Source organism: Janibacter sp. RAF52, assembly GCF_052114035.1.
GTDB lineage: Bacteria > Actinomycetota > Actinomycetes > Actinomycetales > Dermatophilaceae > Janibacter > Janibacter hoylei.
On the sequence record NZ_JBFRDY010000002.1, the window covers coordinates 361187 to 385582 of the forward strand.

Genomic DNA, 24396 nt, shown 5'->3' on the forward strand with positions numbered 1-24396 from the left:
ATGTTCACCCTCCGCGGGTCCGACAACCAGGACACGGACCTCGTCGCGACCGTCGACGGCCGCACGACGGTCGGTGACCTCGCCGAGCACCTCGTCCTCGCCGACCCCGAGCGGCAGCGGTCCGGGGTCACACCCGGGCACGCGGACCTCGGTGAGCTGACGCTGGCGCTCGTCGACGAAAACCACCGGGCGGTCGACCCGCACACCACGGTCCAGGAGTCGGGCCTGCACTCCGGGGCCCACCTCGCGGTGACCCGTCGGTCCTCGGGGTACAAGGACACCGAGGCCCCCATCGCCATCGCGCGGGTCGTCGCCGGGCCGGACACCGGTCGGGAGTACCCTCTCCAGCGGGGGACCTCGCACGTCGGGCGTGGTCGCGGCTGCGAGGTGCAGATCAACGACGCCTCCGTCTCGCGACGTCACGCCAAGCTGCTCGTCGCGGACGTCGTCGAGGTGACCGACCTCGGCTCGTCCAACGGCGTCGTCGTCGGCGACGAGCAGGTCGACCGGGCGATCCTGCGCGAGGGCGAGACCTTCACCATCGGTGACACGACCTTCGAGATCTCGGCCCGGACCGCGGCCGCGGGCGTCACCCGCACCGAGTCCGGTGACGTGGCCTTCGTCCGCTCGCCCCGGATCGCACCCGTCTACCAGGGGCTGCAGTTCGAGGTGCCGGAGCTGCCCGAGCGCGGCAAGCCGCAGCGCATCCCGCTGGCGATGATGATCGTGCCGGTCTTCATGGGCGCGACCCTCTTCGCCATCACCCGCTCTCGCTTCACGATCATGTTCATGCTCATGATGCCGATGATGATGCTCGCCAACGCGTGGGAGTCCAAGCGGCGCGTGCGGTTGGACTTCGAGGAGGCGATGGTCGACTTCCGCGAGGACGTGGGCTACCTCGTCGAGGACATCGAGACCGAGCTCGACCGCGAGCACGACGTGCGTCGGCAGGAGCACCCGGCCGTCGCGCAGTTCGGCCAAGCGGTTGCCGCCCACCACCCGCTCATGTGGACCCGGCGGCCGGGGGAGCCCGGCTTCCTCGAGTACCGCCTCGGTCTGGGCGTGCGGCCGAGCCGCAGCGAGATCAAGCTGCCCAAGATGGGGCGGACCCGCGCCGAGGCGTGGCTCGAGGTCTCGACCCTCATGCAGGGCCTCGGTGTCGTCGCCGACGTGCCGGTGACGGCCCACCCGCTGCTCGACGGCGCCATCGGCGTCTCGGGACCGCGCGACGCGGCCCTCGGCCTGGCCCGCTCGCTCGTCGTCCAGACCCTCGCGGCGCACTCGCCGGCCGAGGTCGTCCTGTGCGCGCTCACCTCGACGACGTCGGCGCGTGACTGGGACTGGCTCAAGTGGGTGCCGCACACCTCCTCGCCGCAGAGCCCGCTCGACGTGCAGCACACGGCCAGCTCCGGCCCCGGGTGCTCTGCGGTCATGGAGCAGCTCGAGGGCCTCGTCGCCGGCGCCGCCGGGAGCAATGACACGCGCAGCGGCCCGGCGGTCGTCGTCCTCGTGGAGAACGACGCGCCGGTCGACCGGGCCCGCCTGGTGCAGCTCGCCGAGACGGGCTGGCAGCAGGGGGTCGTCGTCATCTGGGTCGCGCCCGTCACCGAGCAGCTGCCGGCGGCGTGCCGCACCTTCGTCGAGGTCGCCGACGGAGGCGCCTGCCGGGTCGGCTGGGTCGGGCCCGCGCAGGTGGCGACGGACGTGCAGGCGGACCTGCTCGCGCCGACCGACGCCGAGACCATCGCCCGCCAGCTCGCACCGATCACCGACTCCAGCGCGCTCGCCCAGGACGACTCCGACATCCCGCGGTCGGTCTCCTACCTCGCTCTCGTCGGGACCGAGATCGCCCAGTCCGAGATGGCCGTCATCGAGCGGTGGAACGAAAACCGCTCGATCCTCACCGGCCGGCACGCGCCGCCGACCCCGAGCCGCAAGCCGGGCTCCCTTCGCGCCGTCATCGGTCAGTCCGCGCTCGGCACGCACAGCGTCGACCTGCGCACCGACGGGCCGCACGCCCTCGTCGGCGGGACCACCGGTGCCGGCAAGTCCGAGCTGCTCCAGGCGTGGATCCTCGGCATGGCGACGGCCAACAGCCCGCAGCGGGTGACCTTCCTGCTCGTGGACTACAAGGGTGGTTCGGCCTTCCGCGACTGCGTCCAGCTGCCGCACACGGTCGGCATGGTGACCGACCTGTCGCCGCACCTGGTGCGACGGGCCCTGGAGTCGCTCTCGGCGGAGCTGCACTACCGCGAGCACCTGCTCGCCCGATTCAAGGCCAAGGACCTCGTCGAGCTCGAGCGTCGCGGCGAGGTCGAGGCCCCGCCGAGCCTGATCATCGTCGTCGACGAGTTCGCCGCGCTCGTGCAGGAGGTGCCCGACTTCGTCGACGGCGTCGTCAACATCGCCCAGCGCGGTCGCTCGCTCGGCATCCACCTCATCCTCGCGACGCAGCGCCCCGCGGGCGTCATCAAGGACAACCTGCGCGCCAACACCAACCTGCGCATGGCGCTGCGGATGGCCGACACCGATGACTCGACCGACGTCCTCGGCACGCCGGATGCGGCCTACTTCGACCCCGGCCTGCCGGGCCGGGCGATGGCCAAGTCGGGACCGGGCCGTCTCGTGCCCTTCCAGACCGGCTACGCCGGTGGGTGGACGAGCAACACGCCGCCACCGCCGGACATGCTCGTCTCGACGCTGACCTTCGGTGCGCCGGTCGCGTGGGAGCTGCCTGCCACGCCGAAGGGGGACGAAGACGCCGACCTCGGTCCCACGGACATCCAGCGAGTGGTCGAGACCGTCGAGCGGGCCCGGGTCGAGGCGGAGATCCCGATCCCCCGCAAGCCGTGGCTGCCCGAGCTCGAGGAGGTCTACGAGCTGGCCAAGCTGCCGACGGACCGCCGCGACGACGAGCTGGTCATCGGCATCGCCGACAACCCGGAGCGGCAGAGCCAGCCGTCGATCTCCTTCCGCCCGGACGTCGAGGGCAACCTCGCGGTCTACGGTGCGTCGGGCTCGGGCAAGAGCACCTTCCTGCGGACCATCGCCATCGCCGCGGGATTCACCGTGCGCGGCGGGCCCTGTCACGTCTACGGCCTCGACTTCGGCAACCGCGGCCTGTCGATGCTCGAGGACCTGCCGCACGTCGGCAGCATCATCTCGGGTCAGGACGAGGAGCGGGTCAAGCGGCTCATCACGACGCTCCGCGAGACGATCGACGAGCGCGCCATCCGCTACTCGGCGGCCAATGCCACGACGATCACGCAGTACCGCAAGATCACCGGCCGCACCGACGAGCCGCGGATCTTCGTCCTCGTCGACGGGCTCACCGCCTTCCGCAATGCCTACGAGTCGGCGGGGGCGCTGATGAAGTGGCTCGACGCCTTCACCGCGCTCCTCGCCGACGGGCGCCCGGTGGGTGTCCACTTCGTCCTGTCGGTCGACGCCCGCAACGGGCTGCCGGTGGCGATGGGCTCGTCGGTCCAGTCGCGCTTCGTGCTGCGCATGGCGACCGAGGACGACTACTCCTTCCTCGGCGTGCCGGCCGACGTGCTCACGCCGGAGTCGCCGCCCGGCCGGGGCATCTTCAAGAAGCGCGAGGTCCAGGTGGCCGTGCTCGGCGGCACCCACGACGCCTCCGAGCAGTCGCGCATGGTCCGCGGTTTCGCCGAGACCATGACGAAGTCGGGAGTGCGACCGGCCGAGCCGATCGCCTCGTTGCCGGAGGTCGTGCCGGCAGCGAGCATGCCGGCCCAGGTTGACGGTCTGCCCGTCATGGCGATGAGCTCCGACGCGATGGCCCCGGTGACCATCGACCCACGCGGTGGCTTCATCGTGACCGGCCCACCCGGGAGCGGGCGCACCACCGCGGTCGTCCAGCTCGTGCGTGCGGTCAAGCGGTGGGACCCCACCTGCCAGGTCAGCCTCATCACGCTGCGCCGCAACTCGGAGCTGCTCGGTCTCCCCGAGATCGACGCCTCCGCGACCCGCGAGGACGACATCAAGGAGCTGTGCGCGACGCTCAAGGAGCGGGCGCTCGACGAGAGCTCTCCCCGGCAGGTGCTCGTCTGCGAAAAACTCGACGACCTCAACGCGCCGCCCTTCCAGATGCCGCTGCAGGAGGTGATCAAGCCGCTCGTCGACAACGACCACTTCGTCATCGGCGAGGCCGACCCGAGCGCGCTCAGCACGAGCATGGGCCTGCCGGGCCTGGTCAAGGCCAGCCGGTCGGGCATCGCGCTGGCGCCCGACGGGTCCGAGTCGTCGATGATCTTCAAGACCAACTTCCCGCCGCTGGCACGGGTCGTCATGCCCGAGGGCCGAGGGGTCCTCGTGCGTCGCGGCAAGTCGATGATTGTCCAGATGGCCCTCCCCGCCGGACTGGGGAGATCATGAGTTCCGCTGTGCCGCGACGGTATCGACGGGTGGGTGCCGTTGCGGTGGAGGTCGGGGGAGTTCTCCCCATGTACCTCCCCGCGCACCTTCCTTAGTGTTGACCTCAGTCGGGCGGAGGGATCGCTCGAGTGAACAGCACAGATCCACATCACCAATCACCATCTACAGCAGGAGGACACCATGGGTTGGCTCGGAATGAACCTCGACGTCGTCAAGGGTGAGCTGCCGAAGTGGCAGAACCTCGCCGAGGACCTCGGCACCGTGATCACCAACGTCAACACCCAGGTCCAGGCGGCGAACGAGGCCTGGAACGGCGCCGACTCGGAGAAGTTCGTCTCGGAGTGGGAGTCCCAGCACCGCCCGCAGCTCGAGAAGATCAAGCAGATGCTCGACGCGCTGAGCGACCAGCTCCAGCACGAGAGCACCCAGCAGGGCGAGATCTCCGGCTCCTGATCGACCACACCGACAGCTTCGAACCACACAGACTTGAAGGGACACTGAGATGAGCGGAAACCTGACCGACGGAATGGATGTTGCCAAGATCAAGGAGGTCGCCACGCAGCTGACCACCCAGTCCGGCAAGATCAGCGAGGTCACCACCAGCGGCACCACCCAGGCCGCCACCCTCGCGGAGAACTGGCTCGGCCCGGACTCCGAGCAGTTCGCCAGCTCCTGGCAGGACGCCGTCAAGGCGCTCCAGAGCGCGCAGGACTCGATCGACGCCTACGCGAAGCAGGCGGTCCAGCAGGCCGACCAGCAGACCGAGGGCTCGGGCGGCGGCGGGCGCGGCGCCTGATCGTCACCACACGCACCGAAGGGTGGGCCCGACCGCATGGTCGGACCCACCCTTCGTCGTGTGCGCAGGTCAGTCGTCGATGACGACGAGCACCTCGCCCTCCTGGACGACGTCGCCGGGGGCGACCTTGACCTCGGCCACCCGGCCGGAGCGCTCGGAGAGCACGGGGATCTCCATCTTCATCGACTCGAGGAGGACGAGCTCGTCACCCACGGCGACGACCTGGTCGGCCGCCACCTGCACGGCGATGACGTTGGCGACCAGCTCCGACTCGACCCTGTGACCCATGGCACACAGGCTAACGGGCGTGCGGCGCGCGGTCGTCACCCGTGGGTGCGGACGAGCGCCGGGAGATCCGCCGAACCGGGGACTTCCCCTGTGGGCGTGAGGGGAGGATCGTGGCCTCAGGCTCGGTCGGGAGGGAGGGGTCTGGATGAGCGGACCTGTCACGGTCGCGCTCGTGGACAACCACGAGGTGGTGCAGCGCGGCATCGCGGCGATCATCGCGACGGTCCCGCAGGAGTTCGTCTGCGTCGGCGCCTACACCGATCCGGGTCCGTTGCTGGACGACCCGGACCGCTGCCCAGCCGTGGTGGTCTTGGACCTGTGGCTGGGTCGTGACGACGCGGACTCGGGGTGGGCGATCGAGCCGCTGCGCCAGGCCGGGGCGAGTGTGCTGCTCCACACGACGGAGGAAAGACCGGTACGACTGCGCTCGGCCGTCCAGGCGGGGGCGTTGGGCCTGGCTCTCAAGAGCGACGGCGCGGACGCCTTCCTCGACGTGCTGCGTGGGGTCGCGATGGGCGAGTTCGGGTGCACCAGCGAGCTGGCCTCGGCACTGCTCGCGGACGGGGGCCGCGCAGCGCGTCTGGCGCCCAGGGAGGTCGACGTGCTCACCTCGCTGGCCGATGGGCTGACGCGCGATCAGGTCGCCGCCCGTCTCGGGATCTCCGAGGGCACGGTCAAGACGCACCTGATGCGCACCCGGGAGAAGTACCTGGCGCTGGGGCGCGACGTGACGAACTCGACCTCGCTCGTCGTGGAGGCCCACCGTGACGGCTACGGCACGTCTCCGCACCTCTGACGTGCCCCCGGGCGGCTCGTGGGTTCTGGCCCGACGAGACCACCGTGGGGACGGGCGCGGCGCGCGCTTGGAGAGGGCCCTGCTCCGTGTGCACGGGGGGATCCTGCTGACCTTCGTCGTCGTGAGCATCGCACCCGTGACGGGGACCGGCGACTGGCAGACGAGCCAGGTCCTCCCACGCCTCGTCATCGCCGTCATCTACCTCGCCGTGGTGGTCGACCTGCAGCTCCGGGGCGAGCGACTTGTGCACGTGGTCGCGCTCTGCGTACCCCTGCTCCTCGCCTCGATGTCCGAGGCACTCCCCGTGACTAGTGACGTGGCGCCCGGGCTGACCGTGGGGGCCTTGGCTCTCAGTGCGGCCCGCCTGCTGCGTCCTCGGGGTTATCTGTCCGTCATGCTGCCCGCAGGTGCGGCACACGTGACTGCGCGAGTCGTCGCCGGCGGGTCGGGGAGCACTGCGCTGTCCGATGTCGTCGTCGGTGTCGGCATGACCTGGGCGGTGTACGGCTTCGTGCAGTCGCTGTACCTCGCTGCCGGCCGGTCGGCGGATGCCGACGCGGAGACGGCGCGGCAGCGGGTCTCGGCACTGGAGGAGAGTGCCGATCGTCGGGCGGTCGCAGCAGCTGGCCGGGCTCTGCACGACGATGTGCTCGTCGTGCTGAGGACCATCGCGGGCGGGCGCGGTGGGGTGGGCCGCATCCGGCAGATGTGCGCCCAGGCGGTTCGCGCGGTAGCCGACATCGAGGCAGCGATCGTCGCGACGGAGAGGGCGCAGGCGGACGTTGCCGATGGGCAGCACGGTGTCAGGGCCCTGGCGCGGGAGCTCGAGAGGTCGACTCCGACCGGCTTCCACGTCGACGTCGTCGGTGCTGACGCGTCGTGCGTGATCCCGAAGGCGTCCTACGAAGCCCTGCGGCGAGCCTTGGGTGAGGCGCTGCGCAATGTGTCCCGGCACAGCGGTCTGGCGGCGGCGGAGGTGCGGTTCGACGTGACCGATGACGTGCTGTCGGCCCAGGTGGTCGACCACGGCACCGGGATGGCGGAGTCGATGTCCCCCGGTTACGGGCTGTCGGTATCGATCCGGGAGACGGTGGAGGACGTCGGAGGGCGTGTGCAGGTCGGGGTTACCCCGGGTGGTGGTGTGACCGTCCTGCTGGAGATGCCCTTGACCAGCAGGCGGCGCCGGTCGGTGCTGGAGCGCGAGTACGACCTGACCCTGCGCGCGATCGGGTCGGCCCGTCCGATCCTCTCCATCACCTGGCCGGTGGCCGTGGTCTGGCTCTACACCGCCGTGCGGTACTCGTGGGCGTGGCCGACGCCGGCCGTGTCCCTGACCCTCGCGCTGCTCCATGGCGCGATCACCGCCCTCGTCCTCCACCGCGTCCTCCGTGGTGCGCCGACGGCACGGTGGCTGGTCATGACGCAGGGCGGACTGCTCATCGTGAACGCGGTGTCCTTGGCCCTGTCCCCGGCGGGTTCGCTGCTCGACTACCGCTCGTGGCCCATGGGCTTCCTGGCCGTGCCCTTGGTCGTCCTGATGATGGTCCTGCCCGCCAGGGTCGCGCTGGTGATCCTGACGCCCCACGCTCTCCTCGTCCTGCTGGCCGTGTGGGTCCGGCCAGAGCTCTCCGCCGGGGTCGTGCCCGTCGCCTCGCTCAACGCCGTGCTCGCCACCCCGATCGCCGCACTGGTGCTTGGTCGGCTGATGCGGAGGATCGGTCGGCACATCGAGGCCGAGGAGGAGGAGAGCGAGCGTCTCTCGGCGGTGCGGGCCGCGCGTGCGTCGATGGCCGCTGTCGACCAGCAGCACCTGGCGCGGGCTCGCGAGGCGGTCGTGCCGTGGCTGCGCGCCATCGCGGCGGGGGCGGTCGACCCGATGGCCGCGCCGAGCCGTGAGCAGGCCAGGCTGCTCGCGTCGGAGGTGCGGGACGACCTGTACGCGCCAGGTTTCGTCACCGGTGCTCTCCATCCGATCGTGACCGGGTTCCGGCAACGGGGCGGCACCTTCACGGTACGTCCCTCGGAGCCGGTCAGTACGTCGGACGACGGGATCCGAGGTGTGCTGGCAGAGGTTCTCGCGAGCCTGGACGGAGGTCGACGGGTCACGGTGTCCTTGGTCCGTCGGGGGCCGGGGACCCTCGTCGGTGCTCGCATCGCGATCATTCCACCCGTCTCCTCGCCTGTCCCCGGAGACCTGCGCCGGTGCACGGTGGAGTCAGATGCCTTCAGCACCACCATCGTGGTCGGGGCGCCGCAGCCACAGGCGACCGGTGACCGGCCAGCGGAAGAGGTGCTCGCGGCCAGCGAGTGATCGCGGCGCTGTCCCCCTTTTGCCGGACTGGTGCCGTCTGGAGCCGTGGCAGGACGATCTCAGGGTCAGCTCGCACCGCAACCTGGGAGATCGCCATGAATGCTCGTCCTCGTCGCTCCAGACGTCTCGCGCTCAGCGTGGGCGCGGTCAGCTCGGTGCTCCTCGGAGTCTCGATCGCCGCAGCCGCGCCCAGTGGGGCCGCGAAGTCCCACTTCAACACCAACCCCTACACCACCAAGTGCGCCAAGTCCTCGTACGTCCTGTCGTCCAAGGCCGTCTCCGGCGGCACCGCCCGGATCATGGTCTCGAGGACGTGTGGCACCAACTGGATCGAGTACGTGGGCAAGGTCCAGACGACGACCAAGTCCGGCAAGGACTTCACGACCAACAGGTGGACCCGTACCGAGGTGGACAAGCTCGGTCACGCCGTCAGCATGCAGTCCTACGCCCCGGGACGGACGAAGTACACGGCGTACGTCAAGATCGGCAGCACGACGACGACGGCGACGTGCACCAGCACGTGCTCGTGGAAGGTGACCTCGCCGCCCACGCCCAAGCCGACCCTGAGCCGGAAGGTCGACTCCTTCGTGACCAAGTGGAAGGGCAGGTACGCCGACTTCGACGGTCGCCACGGCGCCCAGTGCGTCGATCTGGCGCAGTACTACAACCGCGACGTCGTCGGCGCCCGGTTCATGAGCACTCCCTACAGCTGGGGCGCCAAGGACATCTGGCGGACCTACGACGCGGGCAAGTACACCCGAGTCGCTCCGTCCAAGAAGGCTGCCAAGGGTGACGTGGCGGTCTGGGACGGCATGCGGTCGAACGGCTACGCAGGTCACATCGCGATCGTGCTCGTGGACCAGGGATCCTCGGTCAAGGTACTGAGTCAGAACCCGGGCGCCACGAAGGTCATGACCATCTCGAAGTCGAGGCTCCTCGGCTACCTCCGGCCCAAGGCGAGATGACCTTGCGGCCGGTGTGGCGAAGGGGGTGGCCCGGCGTCGAGCCGGGCCACCCCCTTCGTCCTGGGCACGTGCCCGAGGTCAGCGCTCCTCGGTGCCTGCGATGAAGGCCTCGAGCTTGGCCCGGCCCTCGGTGTCCTCCCGCTGCTCCGGCGGGGACTTCATGAGGTAGCTGCTCGCGGAGAGCAGGGCACCGCCGACGCCGCGGTCCTTGGCGATCTTCGCCGCACGGATCGCGTCGATGATGATGCCGGCGCTGTTGGGGGAGTCCCAGACCTCGAGCTTGTACTCGAGGTTGAGCGGCACGTCGCCGAAGGCGCGACCCTCGAGGCGGACGTAGGCCCACTTGCGGTCGTCCAGCCAGGCGACGTAGTCCGACGGGCCGATGTGGACGTTGCGGTCGTCGGCCCCGACGCCGGCGAGCGGGCCGTCGAGGTTGGACGTGACCGCCTGCGTCTTGGAGATCTTCTTCGACTCCAGGCGCTCGCGCTCGAGCATGTTCTTGAAGTCCATGTTGCCGCCGACGTTGAGCTGGTAGGTGCGGTCGAGGACCACGCCGCGCTGCTCGAAGAGCTTGGCCATGACGCGGTGCGTGATCGTCGCGCCGACCTGGCTCTTGATGTCGTCGCCGATGATCGGGACACCGGCGTCCTCGAACTTCTGGGCCCACTCCGGGTCGGACGCGATGAAGACGGGCAGCGCGTTGACAAAGGCGACGCCGGCGTCGATCGCGCACTGCGCGTAGAACTTGTCCGCCTCCTCGGAGCCGACCGGCAGGTAGGAGACGAGCACGTCGACCTCGGCGTCCTTGAGCGCCTGGACGACGTCGACCGGCTCGGCCGGGGACTCGTCGATCGTCAGCGCGTAGTACTTGCCGATGCCGTCGAGCGTGTGGCCCCGCTGCACCGTGACGCCGGTCGTCGGGACGTCCGCGATCTTGATCGTGTTGTTCTCCGAGGAGTTGATCGCCTCGGCGAGGTCCTTGCCGACCTTCTTGTCGTCGACGTCGAAGGCGGCGACGAACTGCACGTCCGAGACGTGGTAGTCGCCGAAGGTCACGTGCATGAGGCCGGGCACGGTGCCCGACGGGTCGGCGTCCTTGTAGTACTCGACACCCTGGACGAGCGAGCTCGCGCAGTTGCCGACGCCGACGATGGCGACACGGATGGCAGTCATGGGTTCTCCTTGGTGGGGGGCGGGTTGAAGGCTGGGTGCGATGGGTCGCTGAGGGTGCCCGGGCGGGCGTGGGGCTCCCGGCGCTCGGCGTCGATGAGCTCGTCGAGCCACGCGACGGCGCGCTCGGTCGCGTCCTCGTCGTGCGCGGCGAGGGCGGCCGACCAGCGGTCGGCCCGGGTGGCGCCCTCGCGCATGGCACGCAGCTGCTCGGCGAGGCGGGCCCGGCGCCCTTCGAGGATCCGCAGGCGAACCTCACGCTCGGTGCGCGCGAAGAAGGCGACCCGCACGTCGAAGGCGTCGTCGGCCCAGCTCGGCGGGTCGGACCGGCCGGCCAGCTCGGCGAAGGCCGCCCGACCGGCCTCGGTGATCGTGTACGTGATCCGCTGACGCCGTCCGCCGCCGGTACGCGCGCCGTCGCCGTCGACGAGGCCCTGACCCTGCAGGCTCGCCAGGCAGGGGTAGAGCGTGCCGAAGGAGAGCGCCCGGAAGGCGCCGAGGCGGGTGTTGAGCCGACGGCGCAGCTCGTAGCCGTGCAGGGGGTCCTCGTGGAGCAGGCCGAGCACGGCGAACTCGAGCATCTCGCGACGGCGCACGTGACTCCCTTCGCCCGGTCGGTGGACCACCGGCCGGCGGCTCGGTGCGGGGAGAGCGTACCCGATGTATCGAGGTGATACATCGACTCGACGTGGGTGGGCGCGCCGCGATGCGTTCATACTGGGGAGGTCTAGTCGTGATCCCGCGTGTGCAGAGGTGCCCTCATGTCCGACTCCCCCCGCTCCCGCGCCGAGGCGCGGTCTCGGCGACGCTCGTCGTCCCGGCGGAGCAGCGCGCGCCCCAAGCGGGGGAAGCGACGCATCCTGCGCAAGGTCCTCATCGGGCTGACCGCCCTCGTCGCTCTCGGCATCGGCGCGGTCGTCGCGGCGTACCTGCTCATCGACATCCCCAAGCCCAACGACCACGCGGTCTCGCAGGCCTCGGTCATCTACTACTCCGACGGCAAGACGGAGATGGACCGGATCGCCAAGGTCAACCGCGAGGCCGTCGAGCTCGACCGGGTGCCGGAGCACGTGCAGCACGCCTTCCTCGCCGCCGAGGACCGCAGCTTCTACGAAAACCGGGGCATCTCGCCCAAGGGCATCTTCCGTGCGGTGAGCGGTGCGCTCGCCGGCGAGGACCGGGGCGGCGGCTCGACCATCACCCAGCAGTACGTGAAGAACTACTTCCTCACCCAGGACCAGACGCTCGAGCGCAAGGGCCGCGAGATCCTCCTGTCGGTGAAGATCGACGGTGAGCTCAGCAAGGACGAGATCCTCACCAACTACCTCAACACCATCTACTTCGGTCGCGGCGCCGACGGCATCCAGACCGCGTCCAAGGCCTACTTCAACAAGGACGTCGAGGACCTCACGCCCTCCGAGGGCGCGCTGCTCGCGAGCGTCATCCGCGGCCCCTCGCTCTACGACCCCGCCCTCGGCGAGGAGCAGACCGAGCTGGCGACGAGCCGGTGGAACTACGTCCTCGACGGCATGGTCGACCAGGGCTGGATGACCGCCTCCGAGCGGGCCGAGCAGAAGTTCCCGAAGACCAAGGCGCCCAAGCGATCGCAGGCGAAGTCCGATGACATCGGCTTCATCACCGAGGAGGTGCGCTCCGAGCTGCGCAACCGCCTCGAGCTGAGCGACGCGGACATCGACCGCGGCGGCTTCAAGATCGTCACGACGATCGACAAGGACGCGCAGGCCGCGGCGGTCAAGGCGGTCAAGGAGCACCGGCCGACGGGGCGCCGGACCGCGGACCTCCACATCGGTCTCGCCTCGGTGCAGCCGGGCGACGGGGCGATCCGGGCCATGTACGGCGGCGAGAAGTTCGGCCGCGGCAAGTACGGCTACTTCAACTCGGCCGTGGACGGCAAGATGCAGGCCGGCTCGACGATGAAGCCCTTCACGATGATCGCGGCCCTGCGCAAGGGCATCCCGCTGTACACGACGTACAGCGGCGCGAGCCCGTACTACAACCGGGCCTTCGTCTACTCCGGCTCCGACGCCACGCCGATCCAGCGGGCCGGTGGCATCGTCAACTACGGCAACTCGTCGTACGGCCCGGTCAACATGCGCACGGCGACCCAGAAGTCGGTCAACACCTACTACGCGCAGCTCAACCTCGCGGTCACCCCGAAGTCGACCGCCGCGTCCGCCAAGGACGCCGGCGTCATCGGGTGGCAGGGTGACAAGAAGGTCCCGCTGTCGGACGGCCCGGGCAATGTCTTCGGTACGGACTCCGTCCGGGTCATCGACATGGCCAATGCCTACGCGACGATCGCGGCCGAAGGGCGCCGGGCCACCCCGTACTACATCTCGTCGGTGACGAGCACGGGCGCCTACGACATCGACTACAAGGTCAAGAAGGACGTGCGGCGGGCCTTCCCCCAGGACGTCGCCCGCGACACGATCCAGGCCATGAGCCTCGTCGGTCAGCCCGGCGGCACCGCCTACCCGACCGTCGCCGATCTCGGCCGCCCCGTCGGGGGCAAGACCGGCACGACCTCCAACAACTACGCCGCCTGGTTCGACGGCTTCACCCCGGGCCAGCTCGCGACCGCCGTCGGCATGTACAAGGGCGACGGCTCGCTCACCGAAGAAAACCAGCTGAGCAATGTCGGCGAGTACGGAGAGATCACCGGTGGCACCGTGCCGGCGCGGATCTGGACCGACTACATGATCGGCGCGCTCGAGGGTGAGCCGGTCAAGCGGCTGCCACCGCCGGGCAACGTCAAGTACCGGCCGCAGACCGACCCGCCGACCGACGCCCCGGCGCCGATCACGACGACCCAGGCCCCCGCGCCCACGCCCACGACGACGCGCTCCCCGAGCAGCTCCTCGTCGAGCTCGAAGTCCTCGTCGAGCAGCTCCTCGTCGACGTCGAAGTCCACGTCGACCTCGAAGTCCACGTCGACGACGAAGTCGCCGACCTCGACCCCGAAGCCGACCTCGTCGACTCCCAAGCCGACCTCGTCGACCCCGAAGCCCACCTCGACCACGCAGCCCCCTGAGCCCCCGGAGCCGACGCTGCCCAGCCTGACGCCGGGCCGGGGTGCGACCGAGGGCCGAGGCGACTAGTGCCCCGCGAGTGGACGCCGCGCGACCTCCTGCCCGGGGACGCCAGCGCGATCATCGGTGGTCCGCTGGGGCGACGGGCGTCGGGGCGCGAGCGGAGTCTGGGTCGGCTCCTGCCCCTGATCGTCCTGATGTCGGTGCTCCCGATCTCGGGCGCGGTGCTGCGTCAGGGCCACTGCGTGGCCAACGGGTGGAACGGCGACGACCAGTTCTGGCGGGGCTGCTTCTCCGACCTGCCGGCGCAGTACCAGCTGGCCGGGCTCGACCGGGGGCTGCCAGCCTGGCTGGGCGGCGACGTCCGGCTCGAGCAGATGCCGCTGCTGTCGGGGCTGATGGCTTTGGTCGGCGGCATCGTGCCGGACGGCAACTGGCTGGACTCGTCGCGCTGGTACCTCGTCATCTGGACGCTGCTCATCACCGCCGCGCTCGCCGTCGCGGTCTGGTGCGTGGGCCGGCTGCGTCCGCAGCGGCTCGACCTGGCGACCCAGCTCGCGCTGTCGCCGATCCACGTCGTCGCGGCGCTGCTGTCGCCCGACCTCGTCGTCGTCACCCTGGTCCTCGCGGCGATGCTCGCCGACGCGCGTCGTCGCACGACCCTGGCGGGCGTGCTGCTCGGGCTGGCTCTGCTCGGGCACGCGTGGGTCGGCCTCGTCGCGATCGCCCTCGTCGTGGCCGCCCGCCGGGAGGAGCGCACCGACGAGGCGGTCCGCACGGTCGTCATCGCCCTCGCGACCGCCGTGGGCATCATGGCCGTGCTGGCGATCGCCTCTCCTGACATCGTCCTCGGGCCCCTGCAGACGTGGTGGGCGGAGAAGCCCGGCTACGGCTCGATCCTCATGATCCCGGAGCTCGCCGGGCACCCGGTGCCGGACCGGGTCGCGCCGATCGTCGCCCTCGTCGGGTGGGTGGGCGCGGTCTGGGCGGCCGTCGTCATGGCCCGTCGCGCGTGGCGCCCGGCGACATGGGCGCAGGTGGCGGCCTTCAGCGTGCCGGTCCTCGCGCTCACCGGCACCTCGGTGCCGGTGCAGGCGGCGCTGTGGGTGCTGCCGCTCGCGCTCCTCGCGGGCGTCTCGTGGCGCACCCACCTGGGCTTCGTCGCCGTCGAGGCGGTCCACGCGAGTGCGCTGTGGCTGCACATCGGCGCGGCGTCCGACCCGGACAAGGGACTGCCCGCCCCCTGGTACGCCGTCGTCGTCCTCGGCCGGGCCATCGCGTGGTGCTTCCTGCTGTGGAGCGTCTGGTACACCCCCGTCGACAACCCGGCGCCCCGTCCACAGCCGGGCCCCCGCCTCGACGCCCGTCCACAGGAGCCGGCCGGGGTCTGACGTCGGCCACCCGTCCGGGGCACGCTTTGGTGCGAAGGGAGTGCAGCCGATAGCCTTGGTCGGTCCCCCGCGTCTGCTCGTCGCCCGACGAGCCTGCCCGGGGGCGGATGCACAACCCTCCTGTCACGGAGAGACCGTGACCGTTCAGACCGAAGGAGGCGGGTTATCAGCATGCGTCAGTACGAGCTCATGGTCATCTTCGACCCCGAGACCGACGAGCGGGCCGTCCAGCCGCTGTTCGACAAGTTCCTCACCGTCGTCACCAAGGACGGCGGCAGCGTGGACAAGATCGACCACTGGGGCCGTCGTCGTCTCGCCTACGAGATCAACAAGAAGGCGGAGGGCCTCTACGCCGTCGCCAACCTGACCTGCACGCCGGAGACGAGCAAGGAGCTCGACCGGCAGCTGGGTCTCTCCGAGCAGGTCCTGCGGACCAAGCTCATGCGCGTCGAGGCCTGAGCGGCCTCACCCTCCGGCCTGTCGGTGTCTGCTGACAGGCTCACCTGAGACGATCACCGATCGAGAAGGAAACCCATGGCTGGCGAGACCCCCATCACCGTTATCGGCAACCTCACGGCGGACCCGGAGCTCCGGTTCACGCCGAGTGGTGCCGCAGTGGCCAACTTCACCGTTGCCTCCACCCCTCGCACGTTCGACCGTCAGACGAACGAGTGGAAGGACGCGGAGACGCTCTTCATGCGCTGCTCCGTGTGGCGCGAGGCCGCTGAAAACGTGGCGGAGTCCCTCACCCGTGGTACCCGCGTCGTCGTGACCGGTCGCCTCGTCTCCCGCTCGTGGGAGGACAAGGAGACCGGGCAGAAGCGCTCCGTCATGGAGATGCAGGTCGACGAGGTCGGCCCGTCGCTGCGCTATGCCACCGCCAAGGTGACGAAGACCCAGCGCGGTGGCGGCGGCGGCCAGGGCGGTGGCTCGTGGGGCGGCGGCCAGCAGGGCGGCGCTCCCCAGGGTGGCGGCTTCGGCGGCCAGCAGGACGACCCGTGGGCGAGCGGTGGCCAGCAGGGCGGCGCTCCCCAGGGTGGCGGCTTCGGCGGCCAGCAGGCTCCTGCCCAGGGCGGCGGCAACCAGGGTGGCGGCGGCTGGGGCAGTGCGCCCAGCTACGACGAGCCCCCCTTCTGATCGATCTCTCACGCCCGGGTACGCCCGGGCACTGACACCACCCCCATCCCGAGGACCAACCTCGGGCTCTCGTGAACACGAAGGAGAGCACCACGATGGCCAAGCCCGTAGTGCGCAAGCCCAAGAAGAAGGCCAACCCGCTCAAGGCGGCGAAGGTCGAGAACATCGACTACAAGGACGCGAACCTGCTGCGCAAGTTCATCTCCGACCGCGGGAAGATCCGCGCCCGTCGGGTCACCGGCGTCTCCGTCCAGGAGCAGCGTCGCATCGCGACCGCCGTCAAGAACGCCCGGGAGATGGCGCTGCTGCCCTACTCCTCGTCCAACCGCTGATCCGCGGCCGCGAAGAACTCAGGAGCAGACATGAAGGTCATCCTCACCCACGAGGTCTCCGGCCTCGGTACCGCCGGTGACGTCGTCGACGTCAAGCCGGGCTACGCCCGCAACTTCCTCTACCGCCGCGGTCTCGCGGAGCAGTGGACCAAGGGTGCGCAGAAGCAGGTCGAGGCGCTCGCCGCCGGCCGTGCGGCTCGCGCTGGCAAGTCCCTCGAGGAGGCGACGTCGATCAAGGGCAACCTCGAGTCGAAGTCGGTCACCATCAGCGCCCACGCCGGTGAGTCCGGTCGCCTCTTCGGCGCCGTGACCAGCCGCGAGGTCGCCGAGGCCGTCGCGGCCGCCGGTGGCCCGGAGCTCGACCGTCGCACGATCGAGATCCCGACCCCGATCAAGTCGGTGGGCCCGGCCGAGGCGCTCGTGCGTCTCCACCCCGAGGTCCAGGCGAAGATCAGCCTCGACATCGTCGCCGGCTGACGACACCCGCTCGAAGGGGGGCGATCCACCGTGTGGTGGGTCGCCCCCCTTCGTCATGCGTCCTGCGTGAGCTCCCCAGGGGCGGCGCCGTCGTCATCTCATGGGTAGTCCTCCCCATGTCCGTGGGGCGGTCGCCGACCGTAAGGTCTTGGTAAGACATCACGACGAGCGGGGAGCCCACCATGACCATGCCGCCCTACGGCCAGCAGCCCGGCTACGGCCAGCAGCCCGGCTACGGCCAGCCCTACCAGGGACAGCCGATGTACCAGCAGCCCTACGGCCAGCCCGCCGGCCAGTGGGGTCAGGCGCCCCAGCAGCCGACGCCGCGCTCCGGCTCCGGCCTGAAGTGGCTCGCCTTCGGCACCGCAGGTGTCCTCTCGCTCGGCCTCCTCGGCGGTGGCGCGCTCTTCGCCTACAGCAAGATCAACGGGGGCGGCCCCCAGCCCGAGGAGGCGCTCCCGGCCTCGGCCTTCGCCTTTGCCAAGCTCGATCTCGACCCCTCCGCAGACCAGAAGGTCGATGCCTTCCGCTTCGCCCGCAAGTTCCCGGGTGCCCAGGACCCGCTGGCCGACATGGACGAGGACGGGGACTTGCGCAAGGAGATCTTCGAGGAGCTGCAGGAGGACGGCGAGTTCGAGGGCGTCGACTACGCGCAGGACGTCGAGCCGTGGCTCGGCCAGCGGGTCGGCGTCGCGCTGCTCCCGGGGACCGACGGCGGTGAGCCCGAGGTCGTCATGGCCCTGGCCAGCACCGACCAGGACGCCGCCACCCAGGGCATCGGCAAGCTCGCAGGCGACGGCACCTACTGCTCGGTCCAGCCCGAGTGGGTCCTCTGCGGCGAGGACCAGGGGGTCGTCGACAAGGCGGTCAACGAGGCCGCGTCCGCCCCGCTCTCGGAGGCCGACGGCTTCTCGCAGGACATGTCCGACCTCGGGGAGGACGGCATCGCGACGGCGTGGATGGACGGCACCAGGGCCGCCGAGCTCGAGTCGGTGATCGGCGAGGACGTCACGGGCAGCGGCCAGTCGCAGGGGCGGTACGCCGCCGCGCTGCGCTTCGACGGGCCGACCCTCGAGCTCGCCGGTCGGGTCAACGACCTGCCCGAGGGCAGTGTGCCCGCGGGTGACGGGACCTCCATCGGCAAGCTGCCGACGAGCACGCTCGCGGCCTTCTCGGTCGCCGGCCTCGACGAGTCGCTGCGCAAGGCCTGGCCCGACATCGACAAGGCGGCCCGCGAGAGCCTGGGCGACGAGTGGCAGGAGGGCCTCGACGACTTCACGAGCGAGACCGGTCTGTCCGTGCCCGAGGACGTCGCCAAGGCGGTCGGCAGCGAGACGACCGTCGCGCTCGGTCCGGACGCCGACGAGCCCAAGGTGGCCTTCGTCAGCAATGGCGACCGCGGCCTGATCGACAAGGTCGTCGGGAGCACGCAGGGCAGCCCCTCCGGCTACTCCAGCGGTCCGGTCTTCGAGGTCAAGGACGCGGGTGACGGGCGCACCGTCGTCGCGACGCCGTCCGGCTACGCCGACGAGGTCGCCGGTGGCAGTGGGCTGGGTGACTCCGACGCCTTCAAGGACGCCGTCCCGGACGCCGACAAGGCCGGCACCGTCGCCTACGCCGACATCAGCAAGATCGTCGAGACCTTCGGCTCCGACATGGACGACGAGACCAGGGCCAACCTCGAGCCGCTGTCGGCCGTCGGGTTCGCGATGTGGGGCGAGGGCGACCAGGCCGAGTTCACCCTCCGTCTGACGACGAAGTGAGCCCGCTGCGGGCGGCCCGCTGTGCCGCCCGCGATGACGAAGGGGGCGTCCCGCCGACGACCGGCGGGGCCCCCCTTCGTCATGGGGCGTCGTCCAGTGGACGGGGCGGGGGGGCCTGACTTTCGCCCGCCCCGCGCAGCGGGCAGGATGCAGGGGTGACTTCCATGGATCAGACCGACCGCAGTGGTGAGCGTCGAGCCGACTTCTGGCGGGCCGTCGGCTCCGTCGGGGCGCAGCACGGCGCGCTGGGCGACGCCGACGAGGGCGGGCTGTGGCCGACGGGGGCCTCGTCCTACGTCCTCGTGACGACGCCCCACACGGGCATCGTCAGCACCGACGGCCTGAGCGCGGGCTCCGGCGGTCTGGGCGTCGAGCTCTACGTCGAAGGGCGCGAGCTGCTCTCCGGGCCCACCGGCGAGGGGCGGTGGCTGACCGCCGCCCTCGAGGAGGCGGCCGGTGCCGTGGCCGGTGCTGCGGCGAGCCTCGCTGAGGCACTCGACGCCCACGACCTGCTCTCCGTCGAGCTGTCGGGCGAGCACGCCCCGGCCGACTGGGTCGATGACGGCCGTCTCGGCGCGCTCATCGGTGTCCAGCTGCCCGGCCGGCCCGTCGACCTCGACCTCGAGGGCTCCGGCGCGCGGGTCCTCCCGCTCACCCCGCTGCGCCCCGCAGAGCTCGCGGTGGTCACCGCCGAGGGCGCCGCCGGCCGCCGCCGCGTGGCCCAGGGCCTGGCCGCGCAGGGCTGGTACTCCTACGCCGACAGCACCCGCCCCAGCGTCGTCTGAGGGCGCATTTCCCTAGGGAAATGCGCAGGTGGGGCCGAATTTCCCTAGGGAAATGTGTACGTGGATGGGTATTTCCCTAGGGAGATGCGCAGGTGGGGTCAGCGGGTGGCGCCGGTGACGGCCCAGGCATCGCCTCGGATGCGCCAGGCCATGAAGGCGCCCCGCACGAGCATGAAGACGGTGAAGGCCATCCACAGCGCGACGACGGCGGCCTCCGGCCCATGGCCTCCGCCGACCGCCCGGGTCACCGCGACGACGGGCACGTAGGCGAGCAGCACGAGGGCCATCGACCCGGCGAGCCAGCGCCCGTCGCCGGCCCCGATGAGCACCCCGTCGACGACGAAGACGTAGCCGGCGAGCGGTTGCCCGAGCGCGATGACGACCAGCCCCGCGGCGATCGCGCCGCGTACGGCGGGGTCGTCGGTGAAGAGGATCGGCAGCACCCGGTGCAGCGCCAGCAGCACGAGGCCGAGGGCGAACCCGCCCCACACGCCCCACCGGACCATGAGGGCGGTCGCCTCACGTGCCCCCCGCGCGTCGCCGCTGCCGAGCTGGGCCCCGGTGAGGGCCTGGCCGGCGATCGCGAGCGCGTCGAGGGCGAAGACGAGGAGCGACCAGACCGTCGTCGTCACCTGGTAGGCGGCGAGCGGCACGTCACCGAAGTCGGCGGCGGTCGCGACGGTCAGCAGGATGACGGCTCGCAGCGCGAGGGTCCGCACGAGCAGGGGGACGCCGTCGAGGGCAGCGGCCGCCACCCGACCGACGTGCGGACGAAGGGAGGCCCCGGCGGCCCTCCCTTCGCGCAGGACCACCCCGAGCAGTGCCACGGCCATGCCCCACTGGGCGATGACCGTGCCCCAGGCGGCACCGCCGATGCCGAGGTCGAGCCCGAGGACCAGCACGACCGACAGCACGGCATTGGCGCCGAAGCCGAGGGTGGCGACGGCCAGTGGGGTGCGGGTGTCCTGCAGGCCGCGCAGGATGCCGGTGGCGGCGAGGACGAGCAGCATCGCGGGCAGGCCGAGGGCGCTGATGCGCAGGTAGACGACGGCCTCGTCGAGGGCGGCCGGCGACGACCCGAAGGCGTGGGCCAGGGGTCGGGCGGCCAGACCGACGACGAGGGCCGCGAGCACCCCGAGGCCTCCGGCGAGCCAGACGCCGCCGACGCCGGTCTCGAGGGCCCCGCGCCGCGAGCCGGCGCCGAACTGACGGGCGACGACGCTCGTCGTGCCGTAGGCGAGGAAGACGAAGACGCCTGCGGCAGTGAGGAGGACGGAGCTCGCGGCCCCCAGGCCGGCGAGCGGCACGACGCCGAGACGTCCGACGACGGCCGCGTCGACCATGAGGAAGAGCGGCTCGGCGACGAGCGCGAGGAAGGCGGGGACGGCCAGGCCGAGCACCTCGCGGGGGCCGACGCGCGGGGCCGGGTCGGGGGAGTGCACCCACGCACCCTACGGAGCCATGAAGTTACTCACCGGTAGACCAAAGTGTTACTCGTCGGTAGCCTGTGGAGCCCGGGCCTCATTCGACGCCACCGATCGGAGACCGCCATGACCACACCCCGCCGCAGGACCAGGCGCAGAGGGACCCCCTTCGCCCTGCTCGTGCTTGCCCTCGTCCTCGGGCTGCTCGCCCCGGGAGCCGGTGCCGGGACCAAGCCCTGGTACGAGCAGAGCAACCCGCAGGCCAAGGACTCGGAGGTCAACGTCACGGGCGCCCCGTCGACGGCGACGCCGCAGGGGGAGGTGCGCGGGCTCATCGACGCGCACACCCACCTGATGTCCGACGAAGGATTCGGCGGGGACATCGTCTGCGGCAAGACCTTCAGCGAGCTCGGCATCCAGGACGCCCTCACCGACTGCCACAGCCACGGCAGCGACGGGCGGACCGGCCTCATCGAGAACCTCACCCACCTCGAGGGCAAGGGCCCGCTGGACACCCACTCGACCACGCTCTACCCCTCCTTCGCCGATGCGCCGAAGTGGTCCTCGCTGACCCACCAGCAGATGTACTACCGCTGGGTCGAGCGGGCCTGGCGTGGCGGGCAGCGCATCATGGTCGCCGACACCGTCAACAATTCGGTGCTCTGCTCCCTGCCGACGCAGGTCAACACGAGCTCGTGCAACGACATGGACGTCGTGCGCCGGCAGGTGAAGAAGACCAAGGAGCTCGAGGCCTTCATCGACGCGCGGCACGGCGGCCCGGGCAAGGGCTGGTTTCGGATTGCCTACTCGGCCCAGGAGGCCCGCGAGTACATCCGTCAGGGCAAGCTCGCCGTCATCCTCGGGATGGAGGTGTCCGCTCCCTTCGGCTGTGGGCAGACCATCGGGATCGCGCACTGCACCAAGGCCCAGATCGACGCCGGCCTCGACGAGGCCAAGGAGCTCGGCATCCGCTCGATGTACCTGTGCCACAAGTTCGACAACGCGCTGTGCGGGGTCCGCTTCGACTCCGGCACCCAGGGCATCGTCGTCAACGCCGGCAACTTCCTGAGCACCGGGCAGTTCTGGCAGGTGGAGTCCTGCCCGACCTCCCTGCACGACAACACCGTCGAGGGCGGGGTCATCCCGCCCGAGGTGGCCAAGCACCTGCCGGTGCAGGTCCTGCCGATCTATCCCAAGGGGCCGCACTGCAACAAGCGCGGGCTGACCTCGCTCGGTGAGTACGCGCTGCGCGGGATGATGGAGCGAGATCTCATGGTCGAGATCGACCACCAGAGCGTCAAGTCCGCCAAGCGGACGATGGAGATCCTCGAGGCCGAGGGCTACCCGGGCGTCATCTCGAGCCACTCGTGGATGGACAAGCAGTTCACCGAGCGGGTCTACCGGCTCGGCGGCTTCATCGCCCAGTACGGGCACGGTGCCGAGGACTTCGTCGAGGAGGGTCACGCCGATCGGCCGGTGCGGCAGAAGTACGGCGTCGGCTACGGCTTCGGCATGGACATGAACGGCTTCGGTGGCACCCCGCCGCCCCGCGACGACGCCGCGGAGAAGCCGCTGAAGTACCCCTTCCCGACCGTCACCGGGTCGGGCACCGTCGACCGCCAGGTGACCGGCCAGCGGATCTGGGACTACAACCGCGACGGCGTCGCGCACTACGGGATGATCCCGGACTGGGTGCAGGACATGCGCACCCACGGCGGGACCCGCGGCGAGCAGGTCGTCCAGGACCTGCTGCGCGGCCCGGAGTCCTACCTGCGCACCTGGGCGGCGACGACGGGCTGGCAGGAGGGCTCAGACCTGACGAAGGGGGCGGTGGCCACCGCGAGCTCGACCCAGTGGAGCCTCGCGGGCAGCTACCGGGCCGGCAATGCCATCGACGCCAGCGCCACGAGCCGGTGGGCGAGCGCCTGGGGTGACGACGCGTGGTGGGCCGTCGACCTCGGCACCCCGCGCCTCGTGCGTCGGATCACCCTCGACTGGGAGGCGGCGTACGCCTCGTCGTACCGGGTCCAGACGAGCCTCGACGGCCGGTCGTGGACCACCGTCGAGACGGTCAAGGACAGCGACGGCGGCATCGACACCATCCGCCTGCCCGGCGCCTCGGCGCGGCACGTGCGGATCGTCGCCGACCGCCGCGCCACGCGGTACGGCGTCTCCCTGCACGACGTCGTCATGACGAGCTGAGCGAAGGGGGCGATGTCGCGGCCGGTCTCGGGGGGAGTGCTCCCCAGTGCCGCAGGTCGCGTCACTCCGTAGAGTGGCCGCGACATCGACCACCGATCGAAGGGGGAGCCTCGTGCCGCCCACGAGCAGGATCAGCAAGGACCAGATGGAGCGGGCCCGCAGCCTCGTCGCGGCGGTCGACAAGGGCTTCGAGACGAAGGTCGTCGGGCAGAAGCGTCTGCGCGAGACCCTCCTCATCGGTCTGCTGACGAGCGGCCACGTGCTCCTCGAGTCGGTGCCCGGCCTGGCCAAGACCACGGCGGCGCACGCGCTCGCGACGGCGATCGGTGGCTCCTTCAAGCGGATCCAGTGCACGCCCGACCTGCTGCCGAGCGACATCGTCGGCACCCAGGTCTACGACGCGAGCCAGGGCAAGTTCGTCACCCAGCTCGGCCCGGTCCACGCCAACTTCGTCCTGCTCGACGAGATCAACCGCAGCTCGGCCAAGACGCAGTCGGCGATGCTCGAGGCGATGCAGGAGCGGCAGACCTCCATCGGCGGTCAGGTCTTCAAGGTGCCCGAGCCCTTCCTCGTCCTCGCGACGCAGAACCCCATCGAGCAGGAGGGCACCTACGTCCTGCCCGAGGCCCAGCTCGACCGCTTCATGCTCAAGGACCTGCTCGACTACCCGAGCCCCGCGGAGGAGGCCGAGGTCGTGCGCCGCATCGACTCCGGCGTCTTCGACCAGCCGGACCGGGCGATGATCGACGTCGCCGACGCCCGCGAGCTGCAGCGTCTGGCCGCCTCGGTCTACCTCGACAAGGCGATCCTCGACTACATCACCTTCATCGTCTCGGCCACCCGCACCCCGGGCAAGGTCATGCCGCCCGAGCTGGCGCGGTACGTCGAGATCGGCGCGAGCCCCCGTGCCTCCATCGCCTTCGCCAAGGCCGCGCGCGCCTCCGCCCTGCTCCAGGGCCGCGACCACGTCATCCCCGAGGACGTGCGCCACTTGGCCCACCGCGTCCTGCGTCACCGCGTGCTGCTCACCTACGAAGCCACCGCCGACGACGTGCGCGTCGAGACGATCATCGACGCCGTCGTGCGCGCCGTCCGCACCCCCTAGGGCGGC

At 70.8% G+C, this 24396-nt stretch carries 20 protein-coding genes; 16 read left to right on the top strand and 4 right to left on the bottom strand.

The window, feature by feature from the left end:
- From AB4Y78_RS04240 to AB4Y78_RS04250, 3 genes are all read left to right on the top strand, one after another.
- Positions 1 to 4398: an FtsK/SpoIIIE domain-containing protein gene (locus tag AB4Y78_RS04240; protein ID WP_441714015.1), complete on the top strand. Its 4398-nt coding sequence runs from the start codon at positions 1 to 3 to the stop codon at positions 4396 to 4398.
- Between the two features lie 180 nt (positions 4399 to 4578).
- Positions 4579 to 4851, top strand: coding sequence for a WXG100 family type VII secretion target (locus tag AB4Y78_RS04245; protein ID WP_441714013.1), 273 nt, complete (start codon positions 4579 to 4581; stop codon positions 4849 to 4851).
- A 49-nt stretch (positions 4852 to 4900) separates the two neighbouring features.
- On the top strand, positions 4901 to 5194 hold the full coding sequence (locus AB4Y78_RS04250) for a hypothetical protein (protein WP_441714011.1): 294 nt from the start codon (positions 4901 to 4903) through the stop codon (positions 5192 to 5194).
- Positions 5195 to 5263: 69 nt separating this feature from the next.
- On the opposite strand, the gene AB4Y78_RS04255 is transcribed toward AB4Y78_RS04250, so the two are convergent.
- Positions 5264 to 5482, bottom strand: coding sequence for a biotin/lipoyl-binding carrier protein (locus AB4Y78_RS04255; protein ID WP_007925829.1), 219 nt, complete (start codon positions 5480 to 5482; stop codon positions 5264 to 5266).
- 145 nt (positions 5483 to 5627) lie between these two features.
- On the opposite strand from AB4Y78_RS04255, the gene AB4Y78_RS04260 reads away from it, so the two are divergent.
- From AB4Y78_RS04260 to AB4Y78_RS04270, 3 genes are all read left to right on the top strand, one after another.
- Positions 5628 to 6278, top strand: a complete 651-nt coding sequence (locus tag AB4Y78_RS04260) for a LuxR C-terminal-related transcriptional regulator (RefSeq protein WP_441714009.1) — start codon at positions 5628 to 5630, stop codon at positions 6276 to 6278.
- 121 nt (positions 6279 to 6399) lie between these two features.
- Positions 6400 to 8589 carry an ATP-binding protein gene (locus AB4Y78_RS04265; RefSeq protein ID WP_441714008.1) on the top strand — a complete coding sequence of 730 codons (2190 nt, stop codon included), beginning with the start codon at positions 6400 to 6402 and terminating at the stop codon, positions 8587 to 8589.
- Between the two features lie 95 nt (positions 8590 to 8684).
- On the top strand, positions 8685 to 9554 hold the full coding sequence (locus tag AB4Y78_RS04270; protein ID WP_441714006.1) for a CHAP domain-containing protein: 870 nt from the start codon (positions 8685 to 8687) through the stop codon (positions 9552 to 9554).
- Between the two features lie 78 nt (positions 9555 to 9632).
- Here AB4Y78_RS04270 and AB4Y78_RS04275 read toward each other — a convergent pair whose 3' ends face one another.
- Both AB4Y78_RS04275 and AB4Y78_RS04280 read right to left on the bottom strand, forming a co-directional pair.
- Entirely contained in the window at positions 9633 to 10727 is a 1095-nt protein-coding gene (locus tag AB4Y78_RS04275; protein WP_007925826.1) for an inositol-3-phosphate synthase, read from the bottom strand.
- A complete protein-coding gene (locus tag AB4Y78_RS04280; RefSeq protein WP_441714004.1) occupies positions 10724 to 11320 on the bottom strand; it encodes a PadR family transcriptional regulator in 597 nt (198 codons plus the stop codon). The genes AB4Y78_RS04275 and AB4Y78_RS04280 overlap by 4 nt, the downstream gene beginning before the upstream one ends.
- A 165-nt stretch (positions 11321 to 11485) precedes the next feature.
- On the opposite strand from AB4Y78_RS04280, the gene AB4Y78_RS04285 reads away from it, so the two are divergent.
- From AB4Y78_RS04285 to AB4Y78_RS04320, 8 genes are all read left to right on the top strand, one after another.
- Positions 11486 to 13843 (top strand): transglycosylase domain-containing protein, encoded by a 2358-nt coding sequence (locus AB4Y78_RS04285; protein WP_441736878.1) that lies wholly within the window; start codon positions 11486 to 11488, stop codon positions 13841 to 13843.
- Between the two features lie 128 nt (positions 13844 to 13971).
- The gene (locus tag AB4Y78_RS04290) at positions 13972 to 15165 is read left to right on the top strand and encodes a hypothetical protein (protein WP_441714000.1); all 1194 of its coding nucleotides are present in this window, start codon (positions 13972 to 13974) and stop codon (positions 15163 to 15165) included.
- A gap of 171 nt (positions 15166 to 15336) precedes the next feature.
- Entirely contained in the window at positions 15337 to 15624 is a 288-nt protein-coding gene (gene rpsF / locus AB4Y78_RS04295) for a 30S ribosomal protein S6 (protein WP_007925817.1), read from the top strand.
- 75 nt (positions 15625 to 15699) lie between these two features.
- The gene (locus tag AB4Y78_RS04300; protein WP_259909163.1) at positions 15700 to 16302 is read left to right on the top strand and encodes a single-stranded DNA-binding protein; all 603 of its coding nucleotides are present in this window, start codon (positions 15700 to 15702) and stop codon (positions 16300 to 16302) included.
- Between the two features lie 95 nt (positions 16303 to 16397).
- Positions 16398 to 16634 (top strand): 30S ribosomal protein S18, encoded by a 237-nt coding sequence (rpsR, locus tag AB4Y78_RS04305; protein WP_007925814.1) that lies wholly within the window; start codon positions 16398 to 16400, stop codon positions 16632 to 16634.
- Positions 16635 to 16664: 30 nt separating this feature from the next.
- Positions 16665 to 17111 (top strand): 50S ribosomal protein L9, encoded by a 447-nt coding sequence (gene rplI / locus AB4Y78_RS04310; RefSeq protein ID WP_007925812.1) that lies wholly within the window; start codon positions 16665 to 16667, stop codon positions 17109 to 17111.
- 182 nt (positions 17112 to 17293) lie between these two features.
- Positions 17294 to 18874, top strand: a complete 1581-nt coding sequence (locus AB4Y78_RS04315) for a DUF3352 domain-containing protein (protein WP_306512842.1) — start codon at positions 17294 to 17296, stop codon at positions 18872 to 18874.
- Between the two features lie 164 nt (positions 18875 to 19038).
- Entirely contained in the window at positions 19039 to 19659 is a 621-nt protein-coding gene (locus AB4Y78_RS04320; protein ID WP_441713997.1) for a hypothetical protein, read from the top strand.
- 98 nt (positions 19660 to 19757) lie between these two features.
- Here the strand turns inward: AB4Y78_RS04320 and AB4Y78_RS04325 are convergent, their stop codons facing one another.
- On the bottom strand, positions 19758 to 21101 hold the full coding sequence (locus AB4Y78_RS04325; protein ID WP_441713996.1) for an MATE family efflux transporter: 1344 nt from the start codon (positions 21099 to 21101) through the stop codon (positions 19758 to 19760).
- 108 nt (positions 21102 to 21209) lie between these two features.
- Between AB4Y78_RS04325 and AB4Y78_RS04330 the strand changes: the two genes are divergently transcribed.
- Positions 21210 to 23285 (top strand): discoidin domain-containing protein, encoded by a 2076-nt coding sequence (locus tag AB4Y78_RS04330; protein ID WP_441713994.1) that lies wholly within the window; start codon positions 21210 to 21212, stop codon positions 23283 to 23285.
- A gap of 145 nt (positions 23286 to 23430) precedes the next feature.
- Complete coding sequence (locus AB4Y78_RS04335; RefSeq protein WP_441714283.1) at positions 23431 to 24390, top strand: AAA family ATPase; 960 nt, start codon at positions 23431 to 23433, stop codon at positions 24388 to 24390.
- Positions 24391 to 24396 lie beyond the last annotated feature (6 nt).